Below are 24,970 nucleotides of genomic sequence, written 5' to 3'. Positions count from 1 at the left end.
ATTTTGATGACGCTGAAAACGTACTGTTTATAAGGCTTTCCAGATGAAATCATCAAATCATTAAAAAAACACCCTAAAACACATTGGCTTATGAAAAGAAAAATAAATTGTGAAACAGCCCGTAATTTTTCAGTGGAAAAGGCACTGGAAAAATTAGGGCATTTTCCCAAAAGGACAACGGAACAAGAAGCTTGGTTTCTGAGTCCATTTCGGTCAGAAACCCAAGCCTCTTTGAAAGTCTCAAGAACCAAGAACCGATGGTACGACCACGGCGAGGGCATAGGAGGCAATGTGATCGATTTGGTATGCAGGATTTTAAGATGTACGATAAAAGAAGCTCTGTCCTTTTTAGATGATAATAACTCTATTGGTTCTATCAAACGGCAACCCTTTGACAATAGCTTGGAATCCCAGATTCAAATTATAGAAGTGAAGGAATTGGAACATCCTGCCCTGCTCCAATATATAAGCACAAGGGGCATTACCTCAGAAGTTGCCAAAACCTATTGCAAAGAAGTATGGTATAATTATAGGGGTAAAACCTTTTTTGCCGTGGGCTTAAAGAACCATAAAAATGGCTGGGAATTAAGGAATAGGCTTTTTAAAAACAGTAGTAGCCCAAAGTCCTATACCTACATCCAAAACAAAAGCAAAGAACTTATTCTATTGGAAGGCATGTTTGACCTATTGTCCTTGGCCATGTTGGATGCAGAACTTTTGAACACCTCGGATATACTCGTTTTAAATTCCCTGGCTTTTATTAAGGACGCTGAAAAATATTTTGAAACATATGATTTGGTACACCTTTATTTGGATAGGGATGCAGCTGGACTTAAGGCTGCCAAGTATATAATTGATAGGCACAAACATGTCTTGGATAAAAGTAATAGATATGAAAACCATAAAGATTTAAACGACTTGTTAAACCATGAAAAAGGAAGATGAAAATGATTTTTATTTTAAAGATGAACCGAAGCAGATTTTAAAGATTCCTACTGAAGTAATCGGTCAATCAGATAGTTTGGAACTTGATCTGGAAAAGGATCTATCGGAAAACGAAAAGCTTGTGGGTAGGAATTCGAGATGTGTGCCTGTGGACACATTCTCGTTTGCTCCCCTTGGTCGCAAAGGAAAAAAAGTGTTTAAGGGGAAGGGAGACCTCGTTAAGTTTCGCTGTTCCGTTTATGAAAAGAAACTTTTGAAAGTGAAGGCCAAAAGAACAGGTTTGACGTTAAGCGAATATATAAGACGTAGCCTATTTCAAATAGAAATCACGGAACGGTTTACCGAGGAACATATCCAGATTTATAAAATGCTCATTAAATACCATAACAATTTTAAGTCCATTGGGAACATGTTCAAAAAGCGGAATCCGAAATTGACCCAAGAAGTCTATGACTTGGCAAATGACATCAAGGCACATCTTAAAAAATTCCAACCATGATAGGCAAGGGCAAAAGCATATCGCACACCATGGCGTCCATGTCCTATGGATGGAACCAGGAAAAGGATGCAGAAATTGTGCTGAAGGAATTTCTGCATGGCGATACACCAAAAGAAATCACCCAAGAGTTCAAAATGCTCCAGGACCAAAATTACCACTGCACAAAAAATACATTGTCCTTTGTAATCAGTCCAACCATTGAAGATGGCAAACGGTTGGGAAAGGAAGAGCTGCATGCCATTGCCAAACGCTTTATACATGAAATGAAATTGGGAGAACGACAAGCCATCGCATTTGTCCATCAGGATAAAGAGCATAAGCACATCCATCTATATGTCAACCGTATTGATTTTAGAGGGATTGCCTATAACGATAGCTTTATTGGTAAGCGCAGTCAACAGGCTGCTGAAAAGGTAGGGGAACACATGGGACTGACCACGGTGAAACAGATCCAATTTGAAAAGGAATTCAATCTAAAGGAAATTCGAACGGAAATCAAGCGGCGGCATGATCTGACCATGAAACAGTTCAAACCCAAATCTTTTGATGCCTATATAAAGGATATGCAAATCAATGGTGTAAAAGTCATTCCAACCATTAATAATCAAAACAAGCTACAGGGCTTTCGGTTTGAATTTGATGGTCATAACTTAAAAGGTAGCGAAGTGCATCGCAATATGTCTCTTGGTAATATTGGAAAACAGATAACAGGTATTCAAGGGGCAAAGATTTTAAAGGACAACAAGGTAAGCGTCACACTAGCTGGTAAGGTAGTTGACCTAACACCTAATTTGGCTCTTAAAATAACAAAGTTCATTATTAAAAGAGCCATTAATAAAGGAATAGATATAGGATATTAAATTAAACAGGACAATCATGACAAAACTTGAAGAATTATCAGCTTTATTGGTCAATGAACTCCATCAATTCAATAAGAACATCGAAAAACTGGAGTCAATCAGCCAGCAATTAAATGACCTGAAAATCCAAATGGATGTGTCGGAATATAAAACTCTCATTGCTGACCATCAAAAAGAAATAACGACACATAAAAGCATGATAGAAGGTTTTGAAAGCCGCTTTAATGATAAAATTAAGGAGGCTAAAATTTATCCTACTTGGGCGGTGGTGGTTTTTATAATTGCCCTGTTGTTTGGTTTTTGTTCAATAATTTACGGAGCTATCTAAAAAGTGTTTAACAATTTATTGTTTTTTTAAACATCTTTTTAGATGTTATGATTCATAATTGTCAATATAAAAGGGGTAGTGTTAAAAATACTTTTATTAATTTTCGAATAAAATAAATATCAGGGAATAGTTCCACTAAATATTTTTTACATTCGATAAACATACCATAATAAAAAAATGAAAGAGATTAACTTGTCAAATATTTCAAAATCAATCTTTCTTATAGCTGTAATTTTAATTTTAGGATGTTCTAAAGGTTCAGAACCAAAAAAGTACAAAATAGGATTTTCGCAATGTATTAGTACTGATGATTGGAGAAAATCAATGGATCATGAAATGAAAGTTGAAGCTTCATTAAATGCAGAAATAGATTTGACTATTTTTCAAGCTAATGGCGATATAAAACTTCAAAATTCGCAAATTGAATTCATGTTAAGTAGTGGTTTTGATGTAATTATAGTTTCTCCTCTAAGATCAGAGCCATTAGTTCCAATAATTGAAAAAGCTTTTGATAAAGGGGTTCCTATTATTATTGTAGATCGTAAAATTAATTCTCAAAAATTCACGGCATATATTGGAGCCAATAACATGGACGTTGGACGTAATGCGGCAAATTATATTGCGTCACAAAATGAAAAAGAAATCAATGTTCTAGAAATTAAAGGAGGTGATGATTCTTCACCTGTTCTAGAACGACATTCTGGTTTTAATCAAATAGTTAGCAATGAGCCAAAAATAACTGTTTGTTATAGTATTAAAGATGGAGATGTTAATCGAAGAATACCTCAAATCCTAGATTCTTTAAATGTAATACCCATTAATTATGTGTACGCATTTAATGATGAAATTGCTTATAATACTTGGAAGATTGCAAAATCTAAGGGGGTTGAAAAAAACATAAAATTTATTGGTGTAGATGGTTTAAATGGTGATAATAATGGTATTCAATTAGTGCAAAGTGGCATATTGGCTGCGTCCATATTATATCCAACTGGTGGTGATGAAGCCATAAAAATTGCTATGAAAATTTTGCGAAATGAAAATGTTCCCAAAAACAATATATTGAGTACGACTATAATTGATCATAGAAATGCTGAGATTATGAAAAATCAGTATGATAAAATTAAAAAACACCAGAACGACATAGAAATACAACAACAAAAAATCAAGAAGCAGGAAGAAACCTATATAACACAGAGTAAAACTTTAAAGTTAGTTTTAGGGTTGTTAATTATTAGTTTTATTTTAATTACAGTAGTCATCTATTCATTGAGTATAATAAGAAGAAAAAAACGCCAATTAGAAGTAAGCAATAAAAAAATCCTAGTTCAAAGAGATCAAATAAAAGCCAGTAATAACGCTAGGTTAAACTTCTTTACAGGATTATCCCATGAGTTTAAAACACCAATAACTCTAATATTATCTTCCATTGAATCTATAATTGAAGATAGTATAAAGAGAGATTTTAAACTAAAAAACGAATTGGGTTTAATTTTTAATAATTCCAAGCGATTACTTAGGTTAATCAATCAATTATTGGACTTTAGAAAGGTTGAAGACAGAAAATTTATTTTAAGAGCCTCAGAAACGAATATCTTCAATTTTACTAATAGTATCTATAAAGATTTTGAGCGGGAAGCATTAAAGCATAATATCGATTTTCAATTACATAGTAATAATGAAGATTTGCTTGTATACATAGATAGAAACCTAATGGATAAGGTGTTTTTTAATTTATTATCAAATGCCTTTAAATTTACGCCAAGTAATGGAAAAATTACAATTGATATTATAGATGAAAAAAAGACAAATTTTGTACATATTCATTTTAAAGATTCAGGAATAGGTATTCCCGAAAGTGAACTAAAAAATGTATTTAAACCCTTTTTTCAAGGTTCAAACAACAATAATCCTAGTTCTGGTATTGGATTGCATATCTCTAAAGAGTTTATTGACCTTCATAAAGGTAAGATTGAGATAAAATCTAATAATGGTGTTGAGATCATAATAACACTCTATAAAGGTAAAACACACCTCAATAGTAATCAAATTGTTTTTGAATCCGATAACCTTGAAAGTCCTAATTTGAATTTTATTACAGATTATGATGATGATTTTACACCTGTAATCCTCAATAAAAATGAAAGCGAGAGATTTAGTATTTTGATTATTGAAGATAATTCTGATTTAGTAAAGTTTTTAAGAAATAAACTATCTCAAGTATATGAGATACACGAATCAGATGGTCATGATGGAATTGAGAAAGCTTTCGAAATCATCCCCGATATTATAATTTGCGATGTTAACTTACCAATTAAAAATGGTTTTGAAATTTGTGAAATTTTGAAGAAAGATTTAAGAACTTCTCATATCCCAACCATTATTCTAACAGCACTAAGCAATAAAGAATCATATATTAAAGGTTTAGAGTCAGGTGCAGACTTGTATTTAACTAAACCGTTTAGTTTATCTATACTGTTCCAATCTGTAAAAACCTTATTGTATAATAGAGAAAAACTAAGATATTATTATATTAATAATATTCATAAGTTAAATGAGAACCATGATTTTATTGCAACTGAACAGGATTTCCTTCATAAAATGAATGCTATAATAGGTGTGAACCTTGATAACTCTAATTTCACAGTTGAAATTTTAGCTGAAGAACTTGGAATATCAAGAGTGCAGTTATACAGGAAAATAAAAGCTATTTTGGATATTAAAGTTAGTGATTATATCCAAAATATAAGATTAGAAAAAGCAGAGGAAATGCTAAAGAATAATTTAGATCTATCCATTTCTGAAATTGCTTATTCTACAGGATTTTCTTCTCAGACTTATTTTTCTACCAGTTTTAAAGTCAAATTCGGGGTAACACCTAAGCGTTTCAGAGATAAGTTATAAACCAATTTTAACTTCAAATTATATATTCAATACTATTTGAGCTATTTAGGTTGTAAGTTATTATTTTGATTAAGATTAATTGAGGGTTCAATAACATCTAGGTCAAAATTTTATCATATTATAATTTCCTGTTATTACTTCAATGTAACATTTCTTTAAAAACCACTTTAGAAATGTAAAAAAAGTATCTTCTAAAACATGTTTTTAATTAGTAACTAATTGTTTTTTAGGTAGTTGTGTTTTTTTTTATTAAATTTTTATTCTATGTAACAAATTTTAACCCTATTTCATTTATGGCTGCATAAATTGCCATTGGGAAATCAAAATCCCAAATAACTAAACTAAATACACCACATGAACAGAAAGATATTGATATGGTCTATTACCGCAGCTTTGGCTGGTTTCCTTTTTGGTTTTGACACAGTAGTTATATCGGGCGCAGAAAAAAAATTACAACTATTATGGGGTTCTTCAGATATGTTTCACGGTGTTATTGTTATAGGAATGGCACTTTGGGGGACTGTAATTGGAGCCTTTTTTGGAGGAATACCAACTAATAAATTAGGAAGGAAAAACACATTAATCTGGATAGGTGTACTATATACCATTTCAGCCATTGGTTCTGGTTTAGCAAACGACCCTTGGACATTTGCTGTTTTTAGATTTATTGGAGGCTTAGGCGTAGGAGCTTCAACTATTGCGGCCCCAGCATATATATCTGAAATTGCGCCAGCGAAGGATAGAGGTAAACTAGTGGGTCTTTATCAATTTAACATTGTATTTGGTATTCTTATAGCCTTTTTATCAAATTACTTATTAAATAATGTGGGCGAAAACGCTTGGCGTTGGATGATAGGTGTCGAAGCTTTTCCTGCTGCTATTTACACAATATTTGCTTTAACAATTCCCAAAAGCCCACGTTGGTTACTTACCAAATTTAGAAATAGCGAAGCTATAGGAGTACTTAAAATTATTAATCCAGATCAAGATCCAGAAAAGCTCATGTTAGAGATTAAGGATGAGATGGAAAACACCGTGCCTAACGAAAATATATTTCTTAAAAAATATAGATTCCCTTTGATTTTGGCTTTTTTAATAGCTTTCTTTAATCAACTATCAGGTATTAACGCATTATTGTATTATGCTCCAAGAATTTTTGAAGAAGCAGGTCTTGGTGAAAGTACAGCCTTATTAAGTAGTATAGGAATAGGAGTTACCAATATGATTTTTACACTGTTAGGTATTATTCTAATAGACAGATTAGGACGAAAACAATTAATGTACATATGTTCATTTGGTTATATAATTTCATTGAGTCTAGTGTCTGCTGCCTTTTTTTTTAGTTGGGAAGGTAGCATTGTACCCATATTACTGTTCATGTTCATAGCATCTCATGCTATAGGGCAAGGAACTGTGATATGGGTATTTATTTCAGAAATTTTCCCTAACCATCTAAGAGGCTTTGGGCAATCATTTGGTAGTTCAGTGCATTGGGTGCTGGCAGCAGTTGTGCCTTCTTTGGTCCCCATATTATTTTCTACCATTGGAGAAGGCATGGTATTCTTGATTTTTGCCATAATGATGGTACTACAATTACTATTTGTGATTTTTATGATGCCAGAAACGAAAGGAGTATCTCTGGAAGAATTAAGCAATAAACTAATTAAAGAACGAAATATATAAGCCTATGAAACGTATTAATAATCCAAAATTTGTCATAACTATTTTGTTGTTATCATTATTTGTTAGTTGTAAAAATAAGACAGAAGAAAGTCAAATTACAGAAAACAAATCAGATAAAACAACATATTCAGAAGAAGATCTTTATCGCCCAAACTTTCATTTTACACCTAAAAAAGGTTGGATGAATGACCCAAATGGGATGTTCTATAAAGATGGGTTTTATCATTTATATTTTCAGCATTATCCAAATGGAAATACTTGGGGGCCTATGCACTGGGGGCATGCCATAAGTACAGATATGGTAACATGGAAAGAAATGCCCATAGCAATATATCCAGATGAAAAAGGATATATCTTTTCAGGAAGTTCGGTTGTAGATGTTAATAATAGCTCAGGGTTTTCCAAAAATGGTATTGCGCCCATAATTGCCATGTTTACTTATCATGATATGGATGGTGAAAAAGCTGGTAAATTAAATTACCAATCTCAAGCCATTGCATATTCTTTGGATGAAGGACAAACGTTTACTAAATATTCTGAAAATCCAGTAATTAAAAACCCAGGCATTAAAGATTTTAGAGACCCTAAAATGTTTTGGGATTCCATACATAAAAAATGGCTAATGGTATTGGCTGCAGGTCAAAAAATCATGTTTTATAGCTCTTTAAATTTAAAAGATTGGAAACTAGAGTCTGATTTTGGCGATGGTATAGGAGGCCATGGTGGAGTTTGGGAATGTCCAGATTTATTCCCAATGAAAGTTCAGGGAACAGATGAAGTTAAATGGGTATTACTTGTTAGTATTAATCCTGGTGGCCCCAATGGTGGTTCTGCAACGCAATATTTTATTGGTGATTTTGATGGTAAAAAATTTACTATTGATGCTTCTTTTGAAAATGACCTAAATAAATCTGAGTATAAATCTATATGGATTGATTATGGCAAGGATAATTATGCGGGTGTAACCTGGTCCAATATCCCAGATAGCGATGGCAGAAAATTATTTGTGGGATGGATGTCCAATTGGGATTATGCCAATGTAGTACCTACTGAAAGATGGAGAAGTGCCATGACGGTAGCAAGACAAATAGAACTTCAAAAAGAAAATGCTAGTTATAGATTATTATCTCAACCAGTAAAAGAATTAACCAAGTATAAAAGCACAAAGTACAAAAGGGAAGATATTGCCATTAAAGGTGTTACAAAAATTATTGATTCTGATGCTATTGATTTATCCAGTGCGGAAATCCAGTTTAAAATTTCAGATTTAAAAAACAATGGTTTTACCTTCAAACTTACAAATAAACAAGACGACACCTTAGCTTTTGGATATAATACTAGCGATAAAAACTTTTTTGTAGATAGAAGAAAATCTGGAAAAACAGCATTTTCAGAAAAGTTTGCAGATCGTATTTCTTTTGCTAAAAGAACGTCAACTAATGTCAATATATCGGGTACGATTATTCTCGATAAAACATCTATAGAACTGTTTTTTGATAATGGAGAAACAGTCATGACAGAAATATTTTTTCCGAACTCACCATTCGAAAAACTAAGTATTGAACCTAAAGATCAAGAATTTATTCTTGACAATATTGAAATTCACAAACTAAATATTAACTAAACTAAATATTAACTAAATTAAATTAAAATGAAATTAAAACAACTTTTATTTCTGCCTGTATTTGCTCTTATAGGCATGTTGGCACAAGCTCAGGTAAAAGGTGCTGTTACCTCCCAAGAGGACGGAATGCCGCTACCCGGAGTATCTGTTATTATATCTGGCACTACGCAAGGAGCTGCTACAGATTTTGATGGTAATTATGTACTTGATAATGTTGATGCAAATGCGATATTGATTTTTAGTTATATAGGCTATAAGACAGTCAATATTCCAGTAAATGGGCAAAAAACAATTAACATTAAGTTAGAAATAGATAAAAATGAGTTAGATGAAATTGTTGTTGTCGGATATTCAAGCCAAAAAAAGGCAGACATTACTGGTGCTGTGGCGGTAGTGGATATGGATGAACTGAATAAACAAGTAGAACCAAATCCAGTAAAAGCTTTACAAGGGCGGATTCCTGGGGTTCAAATTAGCACAGATGGATCACCTAGTGGGGGAAATACAGCCATATTAATTCGTGGTGTTGGAACTCTAAATAATACATCACCCCTATTTGTTATAGATGGTGTACCTACAAAATCTGGTATGCATGAGTTAAATCCTAATGATATTGCTTCCATACAGGTTTTAAAAGACGCTTCTTCTGCAAGTATTTATGGGTCGCGAGCATCCAATGGGGTTATTATTATAACAACAAAACAAGGAAAGAGTGGAAAGATGAGGGTTGAGTTTAGTTCCTACCTAACTGCATCTTCTTATGCAAACAGATTAGATGTTCTAAATGCTAAAGAATACGGAGAAGTACTTTGGCAAGCCAATATTAATGATGGTCTGAATCCTAATAATAATAATTTGAGTTATAAATTTGATTGGAGTTTTGACTCAAATAATAATGCTGTACTAGATTATATTACAGTTCCAGAATTTTTAGATAATGAACAAACTTTAAAATCTTCCGATACAGATTGGTACGATGAAATATCACAAACTGGAATTGCTAGTTCTTACAATTTAAATGTTTCCAATGGTACCGAAAAAGGTAATTATTTGTTTTCCCTAGGGTACTTAGATAATGAGGGTATTGTTAAAAATTCAAGTTTTGAACGTATTTCTGCACGTTTAAACACCAGTTATAAACTTTTTAATAATAAACTGGAAATAGGCGAAAACTTATCACTAAATAAAACGGAGGAACTTCAAATTCCTGGGGTGTTAGATTTAGCGTTGAAAGCGTCTCCAATTATTCCAGTAAGAACTGTTGATGGTGAAGGATGGGGTGGCCCAATTGGCGGTATGAATGATAGACAAAATCCTGTTCGTTTGCTGGATGCGAACAAATATAATGGTTATCAATACCATAGATTATTTGGTAATGTATTTGCGAATTTGGAAATCGCAAAAAATTTGAATTTCAAAACAAATTACGGGTTAGATTATGCTAATTTTTACAAAAGGTCATTACAGTTCAGTTATCAATCAGGCTATTTAAAAAATGACCAAAATGCAGTTAATATTGAAAACTTTAGAAGCAGCAAGTTTACATGGACCAATACACTTAATTATAAACTTAATGTAAAAAAACATAACATAGAAGCATTTATTGGTTCAGAAATGTTTAAAGATAAATTTGAAAATACTTTTTTAAGGGCTGAAGATTTTACAATTGAAACCCCAAGCTTTATGTTTCCTGATGCAGCAACTGGTCAAAGAACTAATTCAGGATCAGAAACAGCCTATACCTTAGTGTCATATTTCGGAAAAATAAGTTATGATTTTGATGGTAAGTATTTATTCTCTGCAACGCTAAGACACGATGGTTCATCAAGATTTGGAAGGAGCAATCAGTTCGGTACATTTCCTGCTTTTTCCGGAGGTTGGAGAATCAGCAATGAAAGATTTATAGAAGATAATTTCTCTAAGATATCAGATTTGAAGTTTAGGGTAGGATGGGGTCAGACTGGAAATCAAGAAATAGATAATAGCGCAATTTATTCGTTATATGTAGCTGATTATGCAGGAGGAGATCCAACATGGAGTACATCTTACGGAACAGCTTATGATTTATTTGGCCAAGGTTCAGGTTTATTGCCATCTGGATTTAGATCGACTCAAATTGGTAATGATAATTTGAAATGGGAAACTACTACGCAATTAAATTTTGGTCTTGATTTTGGGTTTTTTAACCAAAAACTTTATGGTTCAATAGATTATTATAAAAAAGAAACTGAAGATATTTTGGTTTTACCACCGTATTTAGCAGCTATAGGTGAAGGAGGAAATAGATGGGTAAATGGTGCTAGCATGGAAAATGAAGGTCTGGAATTTTCAATAGGTTATAGAAATGAAACTTCAGGAGGTTTTACTTATGAAATCAATGCTAATATTTCATCAAATAAAAATAAAATAACTAAGCTTCCAGAAGAGGTAAAAAATAATTATGGTGGTAATGGTGGTGATGATAATATTTTGGGAAGGCCATTAAACTCTATGTATGGCTACATAGCAGATGGGTTATTTACAACAAATGAGCAAGTATTGAATTCTGCCGAACAACAAGGAAAAGATTTGGGGCGCATTAGGTATAGAGATTTAGATGGAAATGGTATTATCAATGATCGTGATAGAACTTGGATAGGCATACCTTATCCTGATTATGCTTATGGTTTAAACATAAATCTAGAATATAAAGATTTTGATTTCACCATGTTTTGGCAAGGTATAGGAGAAGTCGCTATTGTAAATCAACTTAAATATCAAACAGATTTTTGGAGTGTAGATGATATCGGCTCAAACAAAGGTTCTCGTCTTTTAAATGCTTGGTCTCCTAGTAATCCAAATTCTAGTATTCCAGCATTAACAACTATTGATACAAATGCAGAATCCCGTTTTTCAACTTATTTTATTGAAAATGGCAGTTATCTAAAATTACGAAATGTTCAGTTGGGATACTCTTTACCAGGTTCAGTTTTGGATAAATACGCCATAAATAAATTTAGAATTTACCTTGGAGTTCAAAATTTGTTAACTATTACAACTTCAGGATTCACAGGAGTTGACCCAGAAAATGCTGGGTTTGGATACCCTTTGCCTTTAACATCAACCCTTGGTTTTAACATAACATTTTAACAATAAAAAATATTTATCATGAAGAATATAAAATATTTATTTGGATTCATTCTGTTAGTCATTACTACTGGATGTTCTGATTTTTTGGAAGAAAGTCCTAGATCAGTTTTGTCTGAAGAAGAACTTATTACTCCAGACAATATAGATGGATTTGTGACGGCAGCGTACGCTTCTTTGGGTAACGATCATTATGACATGCCATTCAGTTTATGGCCTTATGGAAATGTAAGGTCTGATGATGCCTATAAAGGAGGTAGTGGGCCCAATGATATTCAAGTATTTCATTTTTTTGAAATATCTGAAAATATAAGGACAGACTTTGGGGAATTGGATAAATTCTGGTTTAATAGCTATATAGCCATTTCTAGAATTAATCGAGCCATAAGAAACTTGAATAAATTAAGTGCTAGCGATTTTCCGTTGAAAGAAACTAGGATTGCTGAGATGAAATTTTTAAGAGGACATTTTTATTTTATGCTAAAAATAATGTTTAAGCATGTGCCTTATATAACAGAAGATATTCCAGTTGATGATTACGGTACGATATCTAATAGAGATCTCACAAATGATGAATTATGGGATGCTATTGCTGGAGATTTTCAAGCAGCCATAGGAGGACTTCCTATTTCACAACAAAACATTGGAAGAGCAAGTAGAACTGCAGCTTATGCTTATCTAGCCAAAGTTAGACTTTATCAAGCTTTCGAGCAAGATGATAACAATAAAGTAACAAACATTAATCCGGCTAAATTACAAATGGTAATTGATGCGACTAATAATGTGTTGGGTCAGGGATCTCTTGAGCCAGATTTTGCAAATAACTTTTTGCCAGGTGTTTATGAAAATGGGCCTGAATCTATCTTTGCTATTCAATATACAGATAGTGATAATACACTACATGGAAGGTTAAATTTTTCTGATGTATTATCAACACCTCAAGGACTTGGCTGTTGTGATTTCCATAAACCGAGTCAAAACCTTGTAAATGCTTACAAAACGGATGCTAATGGTCTTCCTCTATTCAATACATATAATGATGCAAATGTTGATTATAACAATTTGAATAGTGTTCAGGTCGACCCACGGTTGTATCATACTGTAGCAATCCCAAACTTACCATATAAATATGATAATGATTATATATATGTAGAAGGTTGGGTAAGATCACCTAATCCATACGGCTATTATGCTTCATTAAAAGAGAATGTATCACCAAATTGTGGTAGCTGTTTTGTAAACATTGATCCGTTTTACGGTAACTCAAAGAATAGAATTCAGATTCGATATGCTGATGTTTTACTTATGCGAGCTGAAGCATTAATAGAACTGGGTCAGTTTAACGATGCTTTACCTATAATCAATCAAATACGAAATAGAGCTTCACAAAGCACAGGCTTTATTGGATATGCGAACAATTTAAATGTAAGTCCATATATAGATGGTGTTAATTGTACTTGGACCCAAGATTTTGCTAGACAAGCTTTAAGATGGGAACGCCGATTGGAGTTTGCCATGGAAGGAAGCCGTTTTTTCGATTTAGTACGATGGGGAATTGCTGCAGAAACACTTAACAAATATTATCTAGAGGAAAAGGATGAAGTAGAATATTATGGAGGTGCTAATTTTAATTCATCTAAAGAAGAATATTGTCCAATTCCTCAGGCACAAATCAATTTTAGTCAGGACGTTTACAAACAAAATAAAGGTTATAATTAATCTATTAAAAAATATTATTATGAAACAGACATTATACATAATAAAGATAACAATACTTAGCTTATTTATTATTATAAATTATTCATGTTCTCAAGATCGTGAAATAGAAGCTGCTGCTGATGCTATAGTTCCTTCAGTAGAAAATTTAAATGTTGAATTAGTTGGTGATATTGCTACAGTAACATGGAGTAATCCAACATATACAGGAAATGTTACGACAGTATTAAAACACAACAACGGATTGGAATTACTCGATTTTTCAAAATCAAGTTATGAATTTGAAATTCGTGAAGTTAATATAGAATACTTTTTTACTCTAAAATTAAAAGATAATGATACAGGAAACTTCTCGTTAGGAGAAACGGTTAGTATCACTAGAGAAGGACCACGACCAGTTTTAAATTTTGCTGGCACACAAGAAGAAACTAATGTTATTTTGACATGGGGTATCCAAGACACTAATATTACTGGTATAAAATTAACAATTGATGGTTCTGAAGTGATTGATTTGCCAAGTAATGTTACAACATACACGCTTGTAAATGCGGAACTTAGAGAATATAGTTTTAAAATAAATACTATTAATTCACAAAATCAAGAATCACCATCTAGAAACTTAATTTTTAAGGTTGGGAAAACTAAAATAGGTTACCTAGGTTTAGCACCAGATGTTGCTTCAATTAGTGATGATGATGAAATGGCATCAGCTGCATGGCTTTTCGAAAACTATCCAGATGCGGAATATATCTCATTTGCCGATATAGATAACGGAAAAGATTTAAGTGAGTTTAGAGTGCTTTGGTGGCATTATGACAAAGATGATGATAACCCAGCACTTCCATCTGTAGCATTAAGCGCAAATGTAGTTTCTGCAATTACAAATTTTCATGCTAATGGAGGAGGGCTATTACTTAATACACACGCTATAGAATATTTATGGACAATTGGAAGAATTACAGATAATATAGGGAAACTTAAAGGTGCAGGTGCTGGATTTTCTAATGGAGACACATGGTCTGTTGGGATAAATATTGGTCTTGTGCATGATGAAAGCACTCATCCGATTTATCAAGGGGTAGAAATTATACAACCAGATGAGCGGAAAATAATTCCATTAATAGGACCAGGATACAGAGAGGATCATAATTTCGTTTTATGGATAGGAGATTATTATGGTATTGGTAACGCTAATGAGCAGGTGTATTCGAATTTATTTAATGATGCAAAACTTAGAATTCTTGGAGTTTGGGATGGAATTAGAGATTATTGGATGATGGCTAATTTTGAAGCAATGCCAAATGATGAATTTGAGGGGACTGCTATTGCGATTGGAATAGGTGGTTTCGAATGGAATCAAAACGACGGAACAAATCTTTATCAGGATAATATAGAGACTATAACAAAGAATGCATTAGAATACTTAAAAACCAAATAATATGAATATGATAAAAGTTATTAGAATATTATTGCTTGCTAGTATAATAATTTTATTCCAAAACTGTAATGAGGATGATATATCCTCTAATTCAAAGGCTGAATTAGTAACAGTTGGAGATAATGATTATAGGCCTGACTTTCATTTTACACCACAAAAGAAATGGATGAATGATCCTAATGGAATGGTATACTATGCAGGTGAATATCATTTGTTTTATCAATACAATCCCAATGAAAGTGTTTGGGGGCCTATGCATTGGGGGCATGCAATTAGCAAAGATTTAGTTAATTGGGAAGAATTGCCAATTGCCTTATACCCTGACAATTTAGGTAACATTTTTTCTGGTAGTATTGTTGTTGACAACAACAACACGTCTGGGTTTAAATCGGGTAGCGAGAGTCCTTTAGTGGCTGTATTTACTCATCAAAATCCAGAAAACAATAAGCAAACCCAGAGCTTAGCTTATAGTAATGATAAAGGTAGAACTTGGACTAAATATGAAAACAACCCTGTTTTGGTAAATAATGACAAAGCAGATTTTAGAGACCCTAAAGTATCTTGGCATGAAGGAACACAAAAATGGGTAATGGTACTTGCAGTAGGTGATGAAATTATGTTTTACACCTCATCCAATCTAAAAAATTGGGTATATAAAAATAGTTTTGGAAAAAATGTAGGAGCACATGGTGGTGTTTGGGAATGTCCAGATTTGTTTAAAATTAAAGATGCAAACGGTCAAGAAACATGGGCGTTATTGGTTAGTATTAATCCTGGAGGTCCTAACGGAGGCTCTGGAACACAGTATTTCTTAGGGGATTTTGATGGTGAAACATTTACCTCTTCTCAAGCAGAAACTTTATGGTTAGATTACGGAACGGACAATTATGCTGGTGTAACTTGGAGTAATGAGCCAAATAATAGAAATTTATTCATGGGATGGATGAGTAATTGGTCATATGCTCAAAATGTTCCAACCTATAGTTATAGAAGTGCAATGACATTCCCAAGGACGTTACATTGGGAAAAAAATAATGGGAAAAGCATAATTGTAAGTAAACTGCCAACGGAGATGATCTATGCAATTGGTGGTAAAGTTGTTGAAAACAATAATGCTGGAAGTAGATTTGAATTGCTGAATGATGAAACATTGGGGGAAGGTAAATTCTACCTAGAAACTACTATAGATTTTAGTGTTATTAATGAAGCAAAAATTGAATGGGGTAATAAAAGCTCAAGCGTTGTTATAAAATATAACAAAATTAAAGGTGAATTAATCTTAAATAGAGCAGAATCTGGATACAAATTTAACAACTTGAATAGTAATATTTTAAAATGTCCATATGTATTACCTGATTCGAATCAGTTTAAAATAAATATGCTGGTCGATAAGTCTTCAATGGAAATTTTTCTTAATGATGGTGAACGGGTTATAACAGCTTTGGTATTTCCATTAGCACCTTTTAAAAATTTAGAGATTACTGCTAACGAGGAAATACAATTTATTGAACAGATTAAAATTAATAAATTGTCAAAGTAGCCTTGCCTAAAAAGGCAGCATTAAAATATTTACCGTTAAAAGAACAAAGTAATAATATAGAGTTTGAGTTAGTTTTTTTATTTAGTTATTTAAATTCCAGAAGATATTAGTGGTTTTAATATCTTCTGGATTGAATTAATATTGATATGTCAAAAATCACATGTTTCGGAGAAGTGTTGTGGGATGTATTCCCAACCCATAAAAAAATAGGAGGAGCACCTTTAAATGTTGCAAATAGATTGCAATCATTAGATAATGAGGTTACTATGATCAGTGCTATAGGTAAAGGAGAAAATGGTGCTAAATTGCTTAACTATATTAAAGATGTTGGTATTGATTCAAGTTGTATACAAGTACATAATGAATATAAAACCGGAAAAGTAAAAGTGATGCTGAACGAAAAGGGGTCTGCTTCTTATGACATTAAATATCCAAGAGCTTGGGACAAAATCAGATTAACAGAAGTGAATAAAAAAGCTGTAAAAAGCTCAGATGCATTTGTTTTTGGGAGTTTAGTGGCAAGAGATGATAGTTCTAGAAGCACCTTATATGGCCTCATTGAGTTAGCTAAATACAAAATATTCGATTTAAATTTAAGACCACCTTACTATACAAAAGACGTTTTGTTTCATTTAATGGATAAGGCCGATTTTATTAAGTTTAATGATGATGAACTTTTTGAGGTATGTAAATACATGGGCTCTAAATTTAATTCGCTGGAACAGAATCTTATGTTTATTTCAGAAAAAACAAATACAAAACAAATCTGTGTAACAAAAGGGTCGCATGGAGCTGTTTTGCTATACGACAATAAATTATATTACAATAGTGGTTTTCTTGTAAAAGTTATTGATACTGTAGGTGCAGGAGATTCATTCTTGGGCACTTTAATCAGTCAATTATTAAATAATGTAAATCCTCAAAAAGCAATAGATTTTGCTTGTGCCGTAGGGGCACTGGTGGCGCAAAGCGAAGGTGCGAACCCAGTTTTGTCGAGATCTGATATTGATGCTTTTATAAACCCACATTGATAACTGATTAAGTTCAGAATTAAATACAAAAATGATTTCTTAATAGAAAAAAGAAAAAATTTAGCTTAACTCAGACAAACGAAGAACCTTATCCAAATTATCACAGGTATTTTAAAATATTGTTTTAATTAAGTTTATAACAGAAGGATGCAAATTCAATTATAAATCATGTCAAATTCAACTAAATGAGTTAAATTATTGTTAAAAAGGGGCTAATTCGGTGTCAGTAAATTTCACACCCTCTTAAAGACCTTTAAAAACACAGGTTTTCTCATTTTTGGTTAGTTCCGCCTTGAGTACTTGTAAAGCCTATAAAGCATTTATTATTAATGTTTTATAGGTTTTTTATTTGTGTAAAATCTGTTATCCTTTTTAAGGTCGTGTTACAATTAAAATTCTGTATATCGTATAAAATGGCATCGATACCTAATTCCTGTGCTGCCTTTATTTCTGAATTTGGGTCGTCTCCAATTACTAAAACGTCAGACAAATCGAATTTAAATCTCGTAAGAATATCAACAAAAACATCTTTTTTTGTTTTATCTGATAATTGAGGGTCTACAACATGTATTTCTTCAAAATCATTTATAATTCCTAATTGGGCAACCTTACTGTTTTGCATCTTTGTAAAACCAGTAGTTACTAGAAACTTTTTTAGCGAAATGTTTTTAAACTCATTATAGTCCTCAAAAACAGACATTTTCATTGTGCATTTTGTTTCTTGTAATAGGTTCATTCCCTCTTCAAAGAGTTTTTTACTGAAATTATATTCAGAAGCAACCTTTTGAAAAGGTTTACGCATAATGTCTTTCTTAATTAAATCAAATTCTTCTGCATGAGCCCCACTTTCCAATATTAATTGAAATAAAGGACTAAACAATACCTCCCCAATTGACGAAACAGGGTAAATGGTATTGTCTAAATCTAGTATTATTGCTTTTTTGTTCATTTTAATTAGAATATTTTATTTAACTAGCGTTTGGCAAATGAAATGTTGCGTGATAGCGTGCTAGGATTTTTTCGAAGTAATATTATTAGCTTTTAAACTTAGCAACTTACAACTCTTATGCTAAAAGTAGTGATTTTTTTAAACTGTACTTTAATTGGCGTCAAAGCTTAAAATATTTCCTTCATAAACTTACCCAAGTCAGATAGAATTTTGAGGCATCTAATTAGACTTATTTTAGCACATAAATATTACTAAATTATTAATATCTTCGAGAAAAGTCTTTTTTACAAATGTCTAGAATAAAAATATACACCAAATTTACTTACTTCATTTTAATAATGTCTTTTGTCTTATTGGGGTGTAATGATAATGAAACCAAAACATACAAGATAGGATTTTCACAATGCATTAGTAAAGATGATTGGAGAAAAGCCATGGATCATGAAATGCACGTTGAAGTATCGTTGCATACGGACATAGATTTAACTGTTTTTCAAGCGAATGAAGATATAGAACTTCAAAAAAAACAAATTGAATTCATGATAAATAATGGATTTGACGTTATTGTAATTTCACCATTACGACCAGATCCATTGGTTCCTCTAGTAGAAAAAGCTTATGATAAAGGGATTCCTGTTATTATTGTTGACCGAAAAATTAATTCACAAAAATTTACTGCTTTTGTTGGGGCAAATAACATAGATGTTGGTAGAAATGCTGCAAATTATATTGCTTCTCTAAACGAAAAAAAAGCCAATGTTTTAGAAATAAAGGGAAGTGATAATTCCTCTCCTGTTATTGAACGCCATTTTGGGTTTCACCAAATTGTAAAAAGTGAGGCTAGTTTATCAGTTGTTTATAGTATTAAAGATGAAGAAATTGAACAACAGATACCTCAAATCTTAGATTCTTTAAGTGTGAAACCAATCAATTTTGTGTTTGCATTTAATGATAACATTGCCTATAATACTTGGAAAATAGCAAAATCGAAGGGCCTTGAAAAAAATATTAAATTTATTGGTGTAGATGGCTTAAACGGTCCAAATAATGGTATCGATTTAGTTCAAAATGGGGTGTTGTCAGCAACCATATTATATCCAACAGGTGGTCATGAAGCCATAAAAATTGCAATGAAAATTTTGCGAAACGAAAATGTTCCAAAGAACAATAAATTAAACACCACGATCATTGATTATAGAAATGCTGAAATAATGAAAAACCAGTATGATAGAATCAATAAACATCAGAAAGATATAGAAATACAACAACAAAAAATTAAAAAACAGGAACAAACCTATTCAACTCAAAACAATATTTTAAAAGTGCTCCTAGGGTTATTAATTATAAGTGTCCTTTTGGCTGCATTTAGTATTTATTCGGTTTATAATATAAAAAAGAAAAAGCGCGAGTTGGAAATTCGCAATAAAAAAATCACTGTACAGCGCAACCAAATTAAGAAAATAGCAAAAGAGGTTAAAATTAGTAACGACGCCAGAGTTAATTTTTTTACAGGATTGTCCCATGAGTTTAAAACACCTATTACATTAATTTTATCTTCAACAGAATCATTAGCAGAAAACAAAGCAATAAAGGATAGTAAGCTTTTAAGCGAAGTTGGGTTAATATTTAATAACTCTAAACGATTGTTGCGATTGATCAACCAACTGCTTGATTTTAGAAAGGTTGAGGACCGTAAGTTTGTATTAAGAGCTTCAAACACAAATTTATATCAATTTTCAAATATCATTTTTAAAGATTTTGAACGAGAAGCGCAAAGACGGAACATTAATTTTACAATAAGTACCAATAATGAAGATTTATCGGTTTATATAGATAGAAATTTAATGGATAAGGTGTATTTTAATTTACTGTCCAATGCTTTTAAATTCACCCCCAATAATGGTGAAATTTCAATAGAAATACAAGATGAACTTGACAGCAATTTTGTAAAAATCCATTTTAAGGATTCTGGAATCGGCATCCCTAAGAAAGAAATGGACAATGTGTTTCTTGCCTTTTTTCAAGGTTCAAACAATAATAAAGCAAGCTCTGGAATAGGTTTGCATTTATCGAAAGAATTTATCGAAATGCATAAAGGTTCTATTGAGGTTATCTCAAAACATGGTACAGAATTTATAATTACCCTATATAAAGATAAAGCGCATTTGAATTCCGATGAAATTATTTATGAGGCTGATATTATTGATAGTTCGCTTTTAAATTCTAATTTAGATTATGAAGACGACAGTTTTAGCGAACCATTAGTTGTGAATGATGAAGATAACTATTCGGTCTTAGTAATTGAAGATAACGTCGATTTAGTGAAATTTTTGAGAACAAAGTTATCAGCAGAATATACGGTGCACGTTTCAGATGGGTCAGATGCTATTGAAAAAGCTTTTGAGCTTATACCCGACATTATTTTATGCGATATAAACTTACCCGACAAAAATGGCTTTGATATTTGTGAAATTTTGAAGAAAGATTTGAGAACGTCCCACATTCCCACAATCATTTTAACAGCATTAAATAATAAAGAATCTTACATTAAAGGTTTAGAATCTGGAGCAGATTTATACCTAACCAAGCCATTTAGCTTTGCCATTTTAGCACAATCTATAAAAACACTTATTTATAATCGTGAAAAACTTAGATACTATTTTGTCAATAACGTTCATAGTATAGACGAATCAAGCAGTTTTGGATCTATGGAGCAACAATTTGTTTCTGATCTGAACAAAATAATAAATATGAATATGGACAATTCTAAATTTTCTGTTGAAAATTTAGCAAACGATCTAAATATATCTCGAATTCAGCTTTACAGAAAAATGAAAGCCATAATGGGTGTAAACATTAGCGACTATATTCAAAATATTCGATTGGAAAAAGCAAAAAACATGCTAATCAATACACCATTAACAATATCGGAAATAGCCTATGCTACCGGATTTTCTTCTCCAAATTATTTTTCTACCAGTTTCAAAAGCAAATTCAATAAATCTCCTAAAGCTTTTAGAGGATAATTAGAGGCAGCTTTTATCTTATTATTACAGTGCATTATAGCAAAATTACATATGTCTTTTTGCGATTTTGATATTTTTAAAGCCAATTAACAGCTTCATTGTTAATTATTATGGGTGCTTTTTGGGAAATTCATATCTTCTTTAGTTAATTATAGGTAACATTTTTGAACATATCAGGTAACAATTTTGAATCTCTTAATTATTTGTTAAAACTTAAACACTGTATAATTAACTGATAATAAGTGTGTTATGTTGATTCAGATGATTACTTAACAATTTTGAATTCATTTGATACATAACTAAAAGCCATATCTGTGCTTTCAATCTAAATTGCAACTAACTAAACTAAATACCACCACCACATGAACAAAAAAATACTAATATGGTCCATTACTGCAGCTTTGGCTGGTTTTCTTTTTGGATTTGATACTGTAGTCATCTCGGGTGCAGAAAAGAAGTTACAATTATTATGGGGGTCTTCAGATATGTTCCATGGCGTAGTTGTAATAGGTATGGCATTATGGGGTACGGTAATTGGTGCTTTTTTTGGAGGTATACCTACTAATAAATTAGGACGTAAAAATACTTTAATATGGATTGGTGTTTTATATACCATTTCCGCAATAGGATCTGCTCTTTCTAATGATCCCATAACTTTTGCAGTATTCAGATTTATAGGCGGCTTGGGGGTTGGAGCGTCAACCATTGCAGCTCCGGCTTATATCTCAGAAATAGCGCCCGCAAAAGACCGAGGCAAATTAGTTGGTTTATACCAGTTCAATATTGTATTTGGTATCCTTACTGCTTTTTTATCTAATTACTTATTAAACAATATAGGTGAAAATGCATGGCGATGGATGGTTGGTATTGAAGCCGTTCCTGCTGCAATCTATACCGTCTTCGCATTTACAATACCTAAAAGCCCAAGATGGTTGCTTACTAAATTTAGAAATAGTGAAGCCATAGGTGTATTAAAAATTATAAATCCAGATCAAGATCCAGAAAAACTCATGTTAGAGATTAAGGACGAGATGGAAAACACCGTGCCTAATGAAAATATATTTTTAAAGAAGTATAGGTTTCCTTTAGTGCTTGCATTTTTAATTGCTTTTTTTAATCAATTATCAGGAATCAATGCATTGCTTTATTATGCTCCTAGAATTTTAACAGAAGCAGGTCTTGCCGAAAGTTCAGCACTTTTAAGCAGCATAGGTGTAGGTGTTACAAACTTACTTTTTACACTCTTAGGAATTTTTCTAATTGATAGATTAGGAAGAAAACAGCTTATGTACATTTGTTCATTTGGTTATATAATCTCATTGAGTTTAGTCTCTGCTGCTTTCTTTTTTAGTTGGGAAGGTAGCTCAATGCCCATATTTCTGTTCATGTTTATAGCTGCACATGCTATAGGGCAAGGCACAGTAATATGGGTTTTTATTTCAGAAATTTTCCCCAATCATTTAAGAGGTTCGGGGCAATCCTTTGGCAGTTCGGTACATTGGGTATTGGCAGCGGTTGTACCTTCTTTAGTCCCCGTACTATTTTCTACAATAGGGGCAGGTATGGTTTTTCTCTTTTTTGCCATCATGATGGGATTCCAGTTACTCTTTGTAATATTTATGATGCCAGAAACAAAAGGGATTCCTTTAGAAGAATTAAGTAAAAAACTAATTAAATAAGATGAATAAAATGAAAACCTTAATCAAATCCAATCTAGTTGTAATGCTTATGGTTGTGTCCTTTCTTATAGGATGTAAAGGTAAAGCTGAAAAGAATCAAAATGTTGATAAAGTAGACCAGGTATCTTATTCGGAAGAAGAACTATACCGTCCAAACTTTCATTTCACTCCAAAAAAAGCTTGGATGAATGACCCAAACGGTATGTTTTATTATAACGGTTACTATCATTTATACTTTCAATACCATCCAGAAAGTAGCGTTTGGGGGCCTATGCATTGGGGACATGCTACTAGTACCGATATGATTACTTGGAATGAGCAACCTATAGCCATTTACCCAGATGAATTAGGGACTATTTTTTCAGGAAGTGCGGTAGTTGATATAGGCAATACCTCTGGTTTTGGTAAAGTAAGCAAAGCCGCACCAATTGTAGCCATGTATACAAGCTCAAAAAAATTGGAAGGCAATGATAACTGGAAACAAACCCAAAGCATAGCCTATAGTAATGATGAAGGCAAAACCTTTACTAAATATGATAACAACCCGGTTATAGATAATCCTAATATCAAAGATTTTAGAGATCCAAAAGTAATGTGGGATGAAGAACGCAATAAATGGGTAATGGTTCTTGCTGCTGGAGACAAAATCATGTTTTATGATTCTAAAGATTTGAAAAAATGGCATTTACTTTCAGATTTTGGTCAGGGTATTGGTGGTCATGGTGGCGTTTGGGAATGTCCGGATTTATTCAAATTACCTGTTCTGGGAACAGAAGAATCCAAATGGGTACTTTTTGTAAGTATCAATCCTAGAGGCCCTAACGGAGGTAGTGCTACCCAATATTTTGTTGGAGATTTTGATGGAACAAAGTTTACTATGGATAAAGAATTTGAAACCGCACTAAACAAAGAACATAATTATTGGATAGATTTTGGTAGAGATAATTATGCAGGGGTGTCATGGTCCAATGCCACTAGAAAAGATGGTAGCAAACTTATACTAGGCTGGATGTCAAATTGGGATTATGCTCAAGTTGTTCCTACCGAAACTTGGCGAAGTGCCATGACCATAGCTAGAAAAGTACAGCTACAAAAAAATGATAACGGTTACAGGTTATTAACTAACCCTGTAGAAGAATTAACAAATTATCGTAGCACAAAGTATAAAAAGGAAAATATAGCTGTTAAAAACGATACAAAAATTATAGATTCTAAAACCATTGATTTGGCTAGCGCTGAAATTCAATTTAATATTTCAAATTTAAAAGAAGAAGGATTCACTTTTAACCTAACCAATAAACAAGGAGATACCTTGTCCTTTGGATATAACCATACAGATAAAAACTTTTTTATAGACAGAAGAAAATCCGGAAAACGAGATTTTTCAGAGAAGTTTGCAAATCGTGTTTCCGTTGCTAAAAGAACCTCGCTTAGTTCGGACTTAAAAGGCACAATCATTCTTGATAAAACCTCTATAGAATTATTTTTTGATAATGGAGAAACCGTAATGACAGAAATATTTTTTCCTAACTCACCATATGATAAACTAAGTATTGAACCAAATAATCAAGAATTTGTTCTTGATAGTATTGAAGCAAATAAACTAAATTTTAACTAAAACT

The 24,970-nt window shown here is 32.4% G+C and carries 16 protein-coding genes; 15 read left to right on the top strand and 1 reads right to left on the bottom strand.

What is annotated here, in order from left to right; translation table 11 throughout:
- The first annotated feature begins 90 nt into the window (after positions 1-90).
- From J8H85_RS02325 to J8H85_RS02270, 12 genes are all read left to right on the top strand, one after another.
- On the top strand, positions 91-945 hold the full coding sequence (locus tag J8H85_RS02325) for a toprim domain-containing protein (protein ID WP_209652301.1): 855 nt from the start codon (positions 91-93) through the stop codon (positions 943-945).
- On the top strand, positions 929-1,444 hold the full coding sequence (mbpA, locus tag J8H85_RS18860; protein ID WP_245243710.1) for a mobilization protein MbpA: 516 nt from the start codon (positions 929-931) through the stop codon (positions 1,442-1,444). Before J8H85_RS02325 ends, mbpA begins: the two co-directional genes overlap by 17 nt.
- Entirely contained in the window at positions 1,441-2,304 is an 864-nt protein-coding gene (locus J8H85_RS02315; protein ID WP_209652300.1) for a relaxase/mobilization nuclease domain-containing protein, read from the top strand. Before mbpA ends, J8H85_RS02315 begins: the two co-directional genes overlap by 4 nt.
- A 16-nt stretch (positions 2,305-2,320) precedes the next feature.
- Complete coding sequence (locus tag J8H85_RS02310) at positions 2,321-2,632, top strand: DUF6730 family protein (RefSeq protein ID WP_209652298.1); 312 nt, start codon at positions 2,321-2,323, stop codon at positions 2,630-2,632.
- 177 nt (positions 2,633-2,809) lie between these two features.
- Positions 2,810-5,536, top strand: coding sequence for a hybrid sensor histidine kinase/response regulator transcription factor (locus tag J8H85_RS02305; protein ID WP_209652296.1), 2,727 nt, complete (start codon positions 2,810-2,812; stop codon positions 5,534-5,536).
- 354 nt (positions 5,537-5,890) lie between these two features.
- Positions 5,891-7,219: a sugar porter family MFS transporter gene (locus J8H85_RS02300; RefSeq protein ID WP_209652294.1), complete on the top strand. Its 1,329-nt coding sequence runs from the start codon at positions 5,891-5,893 to the stop codon at positions 7,217-7,219.
- Positions 7,220-7,223: 4 nt separating this feature from the next.
- Positions 7,224-8,843 (top strand): glycoside hydrolase family 32 protein, encoded by a 1,620-nt coding sequence (locus J8H85_RS02295; RefSeq protein ID WP_209652292.1) that lies wholly within the window; start codon positions 7,224-7,226, stop codon positions 8,841-8,843.
- Positions 8,844-8,870: 27 nt separating this feature from the next.
- Entirely contained in the window at positions 8,871-11,972 is a 3,102-nt protein-coding gene (locus J8H85_RS02290) for a SusC/RagA family TonB-linked outer membrane protein (protein WP_209652290.1), read from the top strand.
- Positions 11,973-11,990: 18 nt separating this feature from the next.
- The gene (locus J8H85_RS02285) at positions 11,991-13,688 is read left to right on the top strand and encodes a RagB/SusD family nutrient uptake outer membrane protein (RefSeq protein ID WP_209652288.1); all 1,698 of its coding nucleotides are present in this window, start codon (positions 11,991-11,993) and stop codon (positions 13,686-13,688) included.
- 19 nt (positions 13,689-13,707) lie between these two features.
- On the top strand, positions 13,708-15,123 hold the full coding sequence (locus tag J8H85_RS02280; RefSeq protein ID WP_209652286.1) for a DUF4960 domain-containing protein: 1,416 nt from the start codon (positions 13,708-13,710) through the stop codon (positions 15,121-15,123).
- 1 nt (position 15,124) lies between these two features.
- On the top strand, positions 15,125-16,663 hold the full coding sequence (locus tag J8H85_RS02275; protein WP_209652284.1) for a glycoside hydrolase family 32 protein: 1,539 nt from the start codon (positions 15,125-15,127) through the stop codon (positions 16,661-16,663).
- Between the two features lie 146 nt (positions 16,664-16,809).
- Positions 16,810-17,694 (top strand): carbohydrate kinase family protein, encoded by an 885-nt coding sequence (locus tag J8H85_RS02270; RefSeq protein WP_209652282.1) that lies wholly within the window; start codon positions 16,810-16,812, stop codon positions 17,692-17,694.
- Between the two features lie 334 nt (positions 17,695-18,028).
- Here the strand turns inward: J8H85_RS02270 and J8H85_RS02265 are convergent, their stop codons facing one another.
- Entirely contained in the window at positions 18,029-18,643 is a 615-nt protein-coding gene (locus J8H85_RS02265; protein ID WP_209652280.1) for an HAD family hydrolase, read from the bottom strand.
- Positions 18,644-18,981: 338 nt separating this feature from the next.
- On the opposite strand from J8H85_RS02265, the gene J8H85_RS02260 reads away from it, so the two are divergent.
- The 3 genes from J8H85_RS02260 (at position 18,982) to J8H85_RS02250 (ending at position 24,966) form a co-directional block, all read left to right on the top strand.
- The gene (locus J8H85_RS02260; protein ID WP_245243709.1) at positions 18,982-21,669 is read left to right on the top strand and encodes a substrate-binding domain-containing protein; all 2,688 of its coding nucleotides are present in this window, start codon (positions 18,982-18,984) and stop codon (positions 21,667-21,669) included.
- A 362-nt stretch (positions 21,670-22,031) separates the two neighbouring features.
- On the top strand, positions 22,032-23,348 hold the full coding sequence (locus tag J8H85_RS02255) for a sugar porter family MFS transporter (protein WP_209652276.1): 1,317 nt from the start codon (positions 22,032-22,034) through the stop codon (positions 23,346-23,348).
- 10 nt (positions 23,349-23,358) lie between these two features.
- Complete coding sequence (locus tag J8H85_RS02250) at positions 23,359-24,966, top strand: glycoside hydrolase family 32 protein (protein WP_209652274.1); 1,608 nt, start codon at positions 23,359-23,361, stop codon at positions 24,964-24,966.
- Positions 24,967-24,970 lie beyond the last annotated feature (4 nt).

Source organism: Mariniflexile gromovii, assembly GCF_017814435.1.
Lineage (GTDB): Bacteria > Bacteroidota > Bacteroidia > Flavobacteriales > Flavobacteriaceae > Mariniflexile > Mariniflexile gromovii.
Note: the sequence above shows the minus strand (reverse complement) of the source record. Positions and strands in the feature narration are given on the sequence as shown.

Bases quoted from the DNA above. Each gene is read 5' to 3' on its own strand.
- J8H85_RS02315 (WP_209652300.1), top strand. From the start codon at position 1,441: ATGATAGGCAAGGGCAAAAGCATATCGCACACCATGGCGTCCATGTCC.
- J8H85_RS02275 (WP_209652284.1), top strand. From the start codon at position 15,125: ATGAATATGATAAAAGTTATTAGAATATTATTGCTTGCTAGTATAATA.
- J8H85_RS02310 (WP_209652298.1), top strand. From the start codon at position 2,321: ATGACAAAACTTGAAGAATTATCAGCTTTATTGGTCAATGAACTCCAT.
- J8H85_RS02280 (WP_209652286.1), top strand. From the start codon at position 13,708: ATGAAACAGACATTATACATAATAAAGATAACAATACTTAGCTTATTT.
- J8H85_RS02305 (WP_209652296.1), top strand. From the start codon at position 2,810: ATGAAAGAGATTAACTTGTCAAATATTTCAAAATCAATCTTTCTTATA.
- J8H85_RS02255 (WP_209652276.1), top strand. From the start codon at position 22,032: ATGAACAAAAAAATACTAATATGGTCCATTACTGCAGCTTTGGCTGGT.
- J8H85_RS02295 (WP_209652292.1), top strand. From the start codon at position 7,224: ATGAAACGTATTAATAATCCAAAATTTGTCATAACTATTTTGTTGTTA.
- J8H85_RS02270 (WP_209652282.1), top strand. From the start codon at position 16,810: ATGTCAAAAATCACATGTTTCGGAGAAGTGTTGTGGGATGTATTCCCA.
- J8H85_RS02325 (WP_209652301.1), top strand. From the start codon at position 91: ATGAAAAGAAAAATAAATTGTGAAACAGCCCGTAATTTTTCAGTGGAA.
- J8H85_RS02300 (WP_209652294.1), top strand. From the start codon at position 5,891: ATGAACAGAAAGATATTGATATGGTCTATTACCGCAGCTTTGGCTGGT.
- J8H85_RS02260 (WP_245243709.1), top strand. From the start codon at position 18,982: ATGTCTTTTGTCTTATTGGGGTGTAATGATAATGAAACCAAAACATAC.
- J8H85_RS02285 (WP_209652288.1), top strand. From the start codon at position 11,991: ATGAAGAATATAAAATATTTATTTGGATTCATTCTGTTAGTCATTACT.
- J8H85_RS02265 (WP_209652280.1), bottom strand. From the start codon at position 18,643: ATGAACAAAAAAGCAATAATACTAGATTTAGACAATACCATTTACCCT.
- J8H85_RS02250 (WP_209652274.1), top strand. From the start codon at position 23,359: ATGAAAACCTTAATCAAATCCAATCTAGTTGTAATGCTTATGGTTGTG.
- mbpA (WP_245243710.1), top strand. From the start codon at position 929: ATGAAAAAGGAAGATGAAAATGATTTTTATTTTAAAGATGAACCGAAG.
- J8H85_RS02290 (WP_209652290.1), top strand. From the start codon at position 8,871: ATGAAATTAAAACAACTTTTATTTCTGCCTGTATTTGCTCTTATAGGC.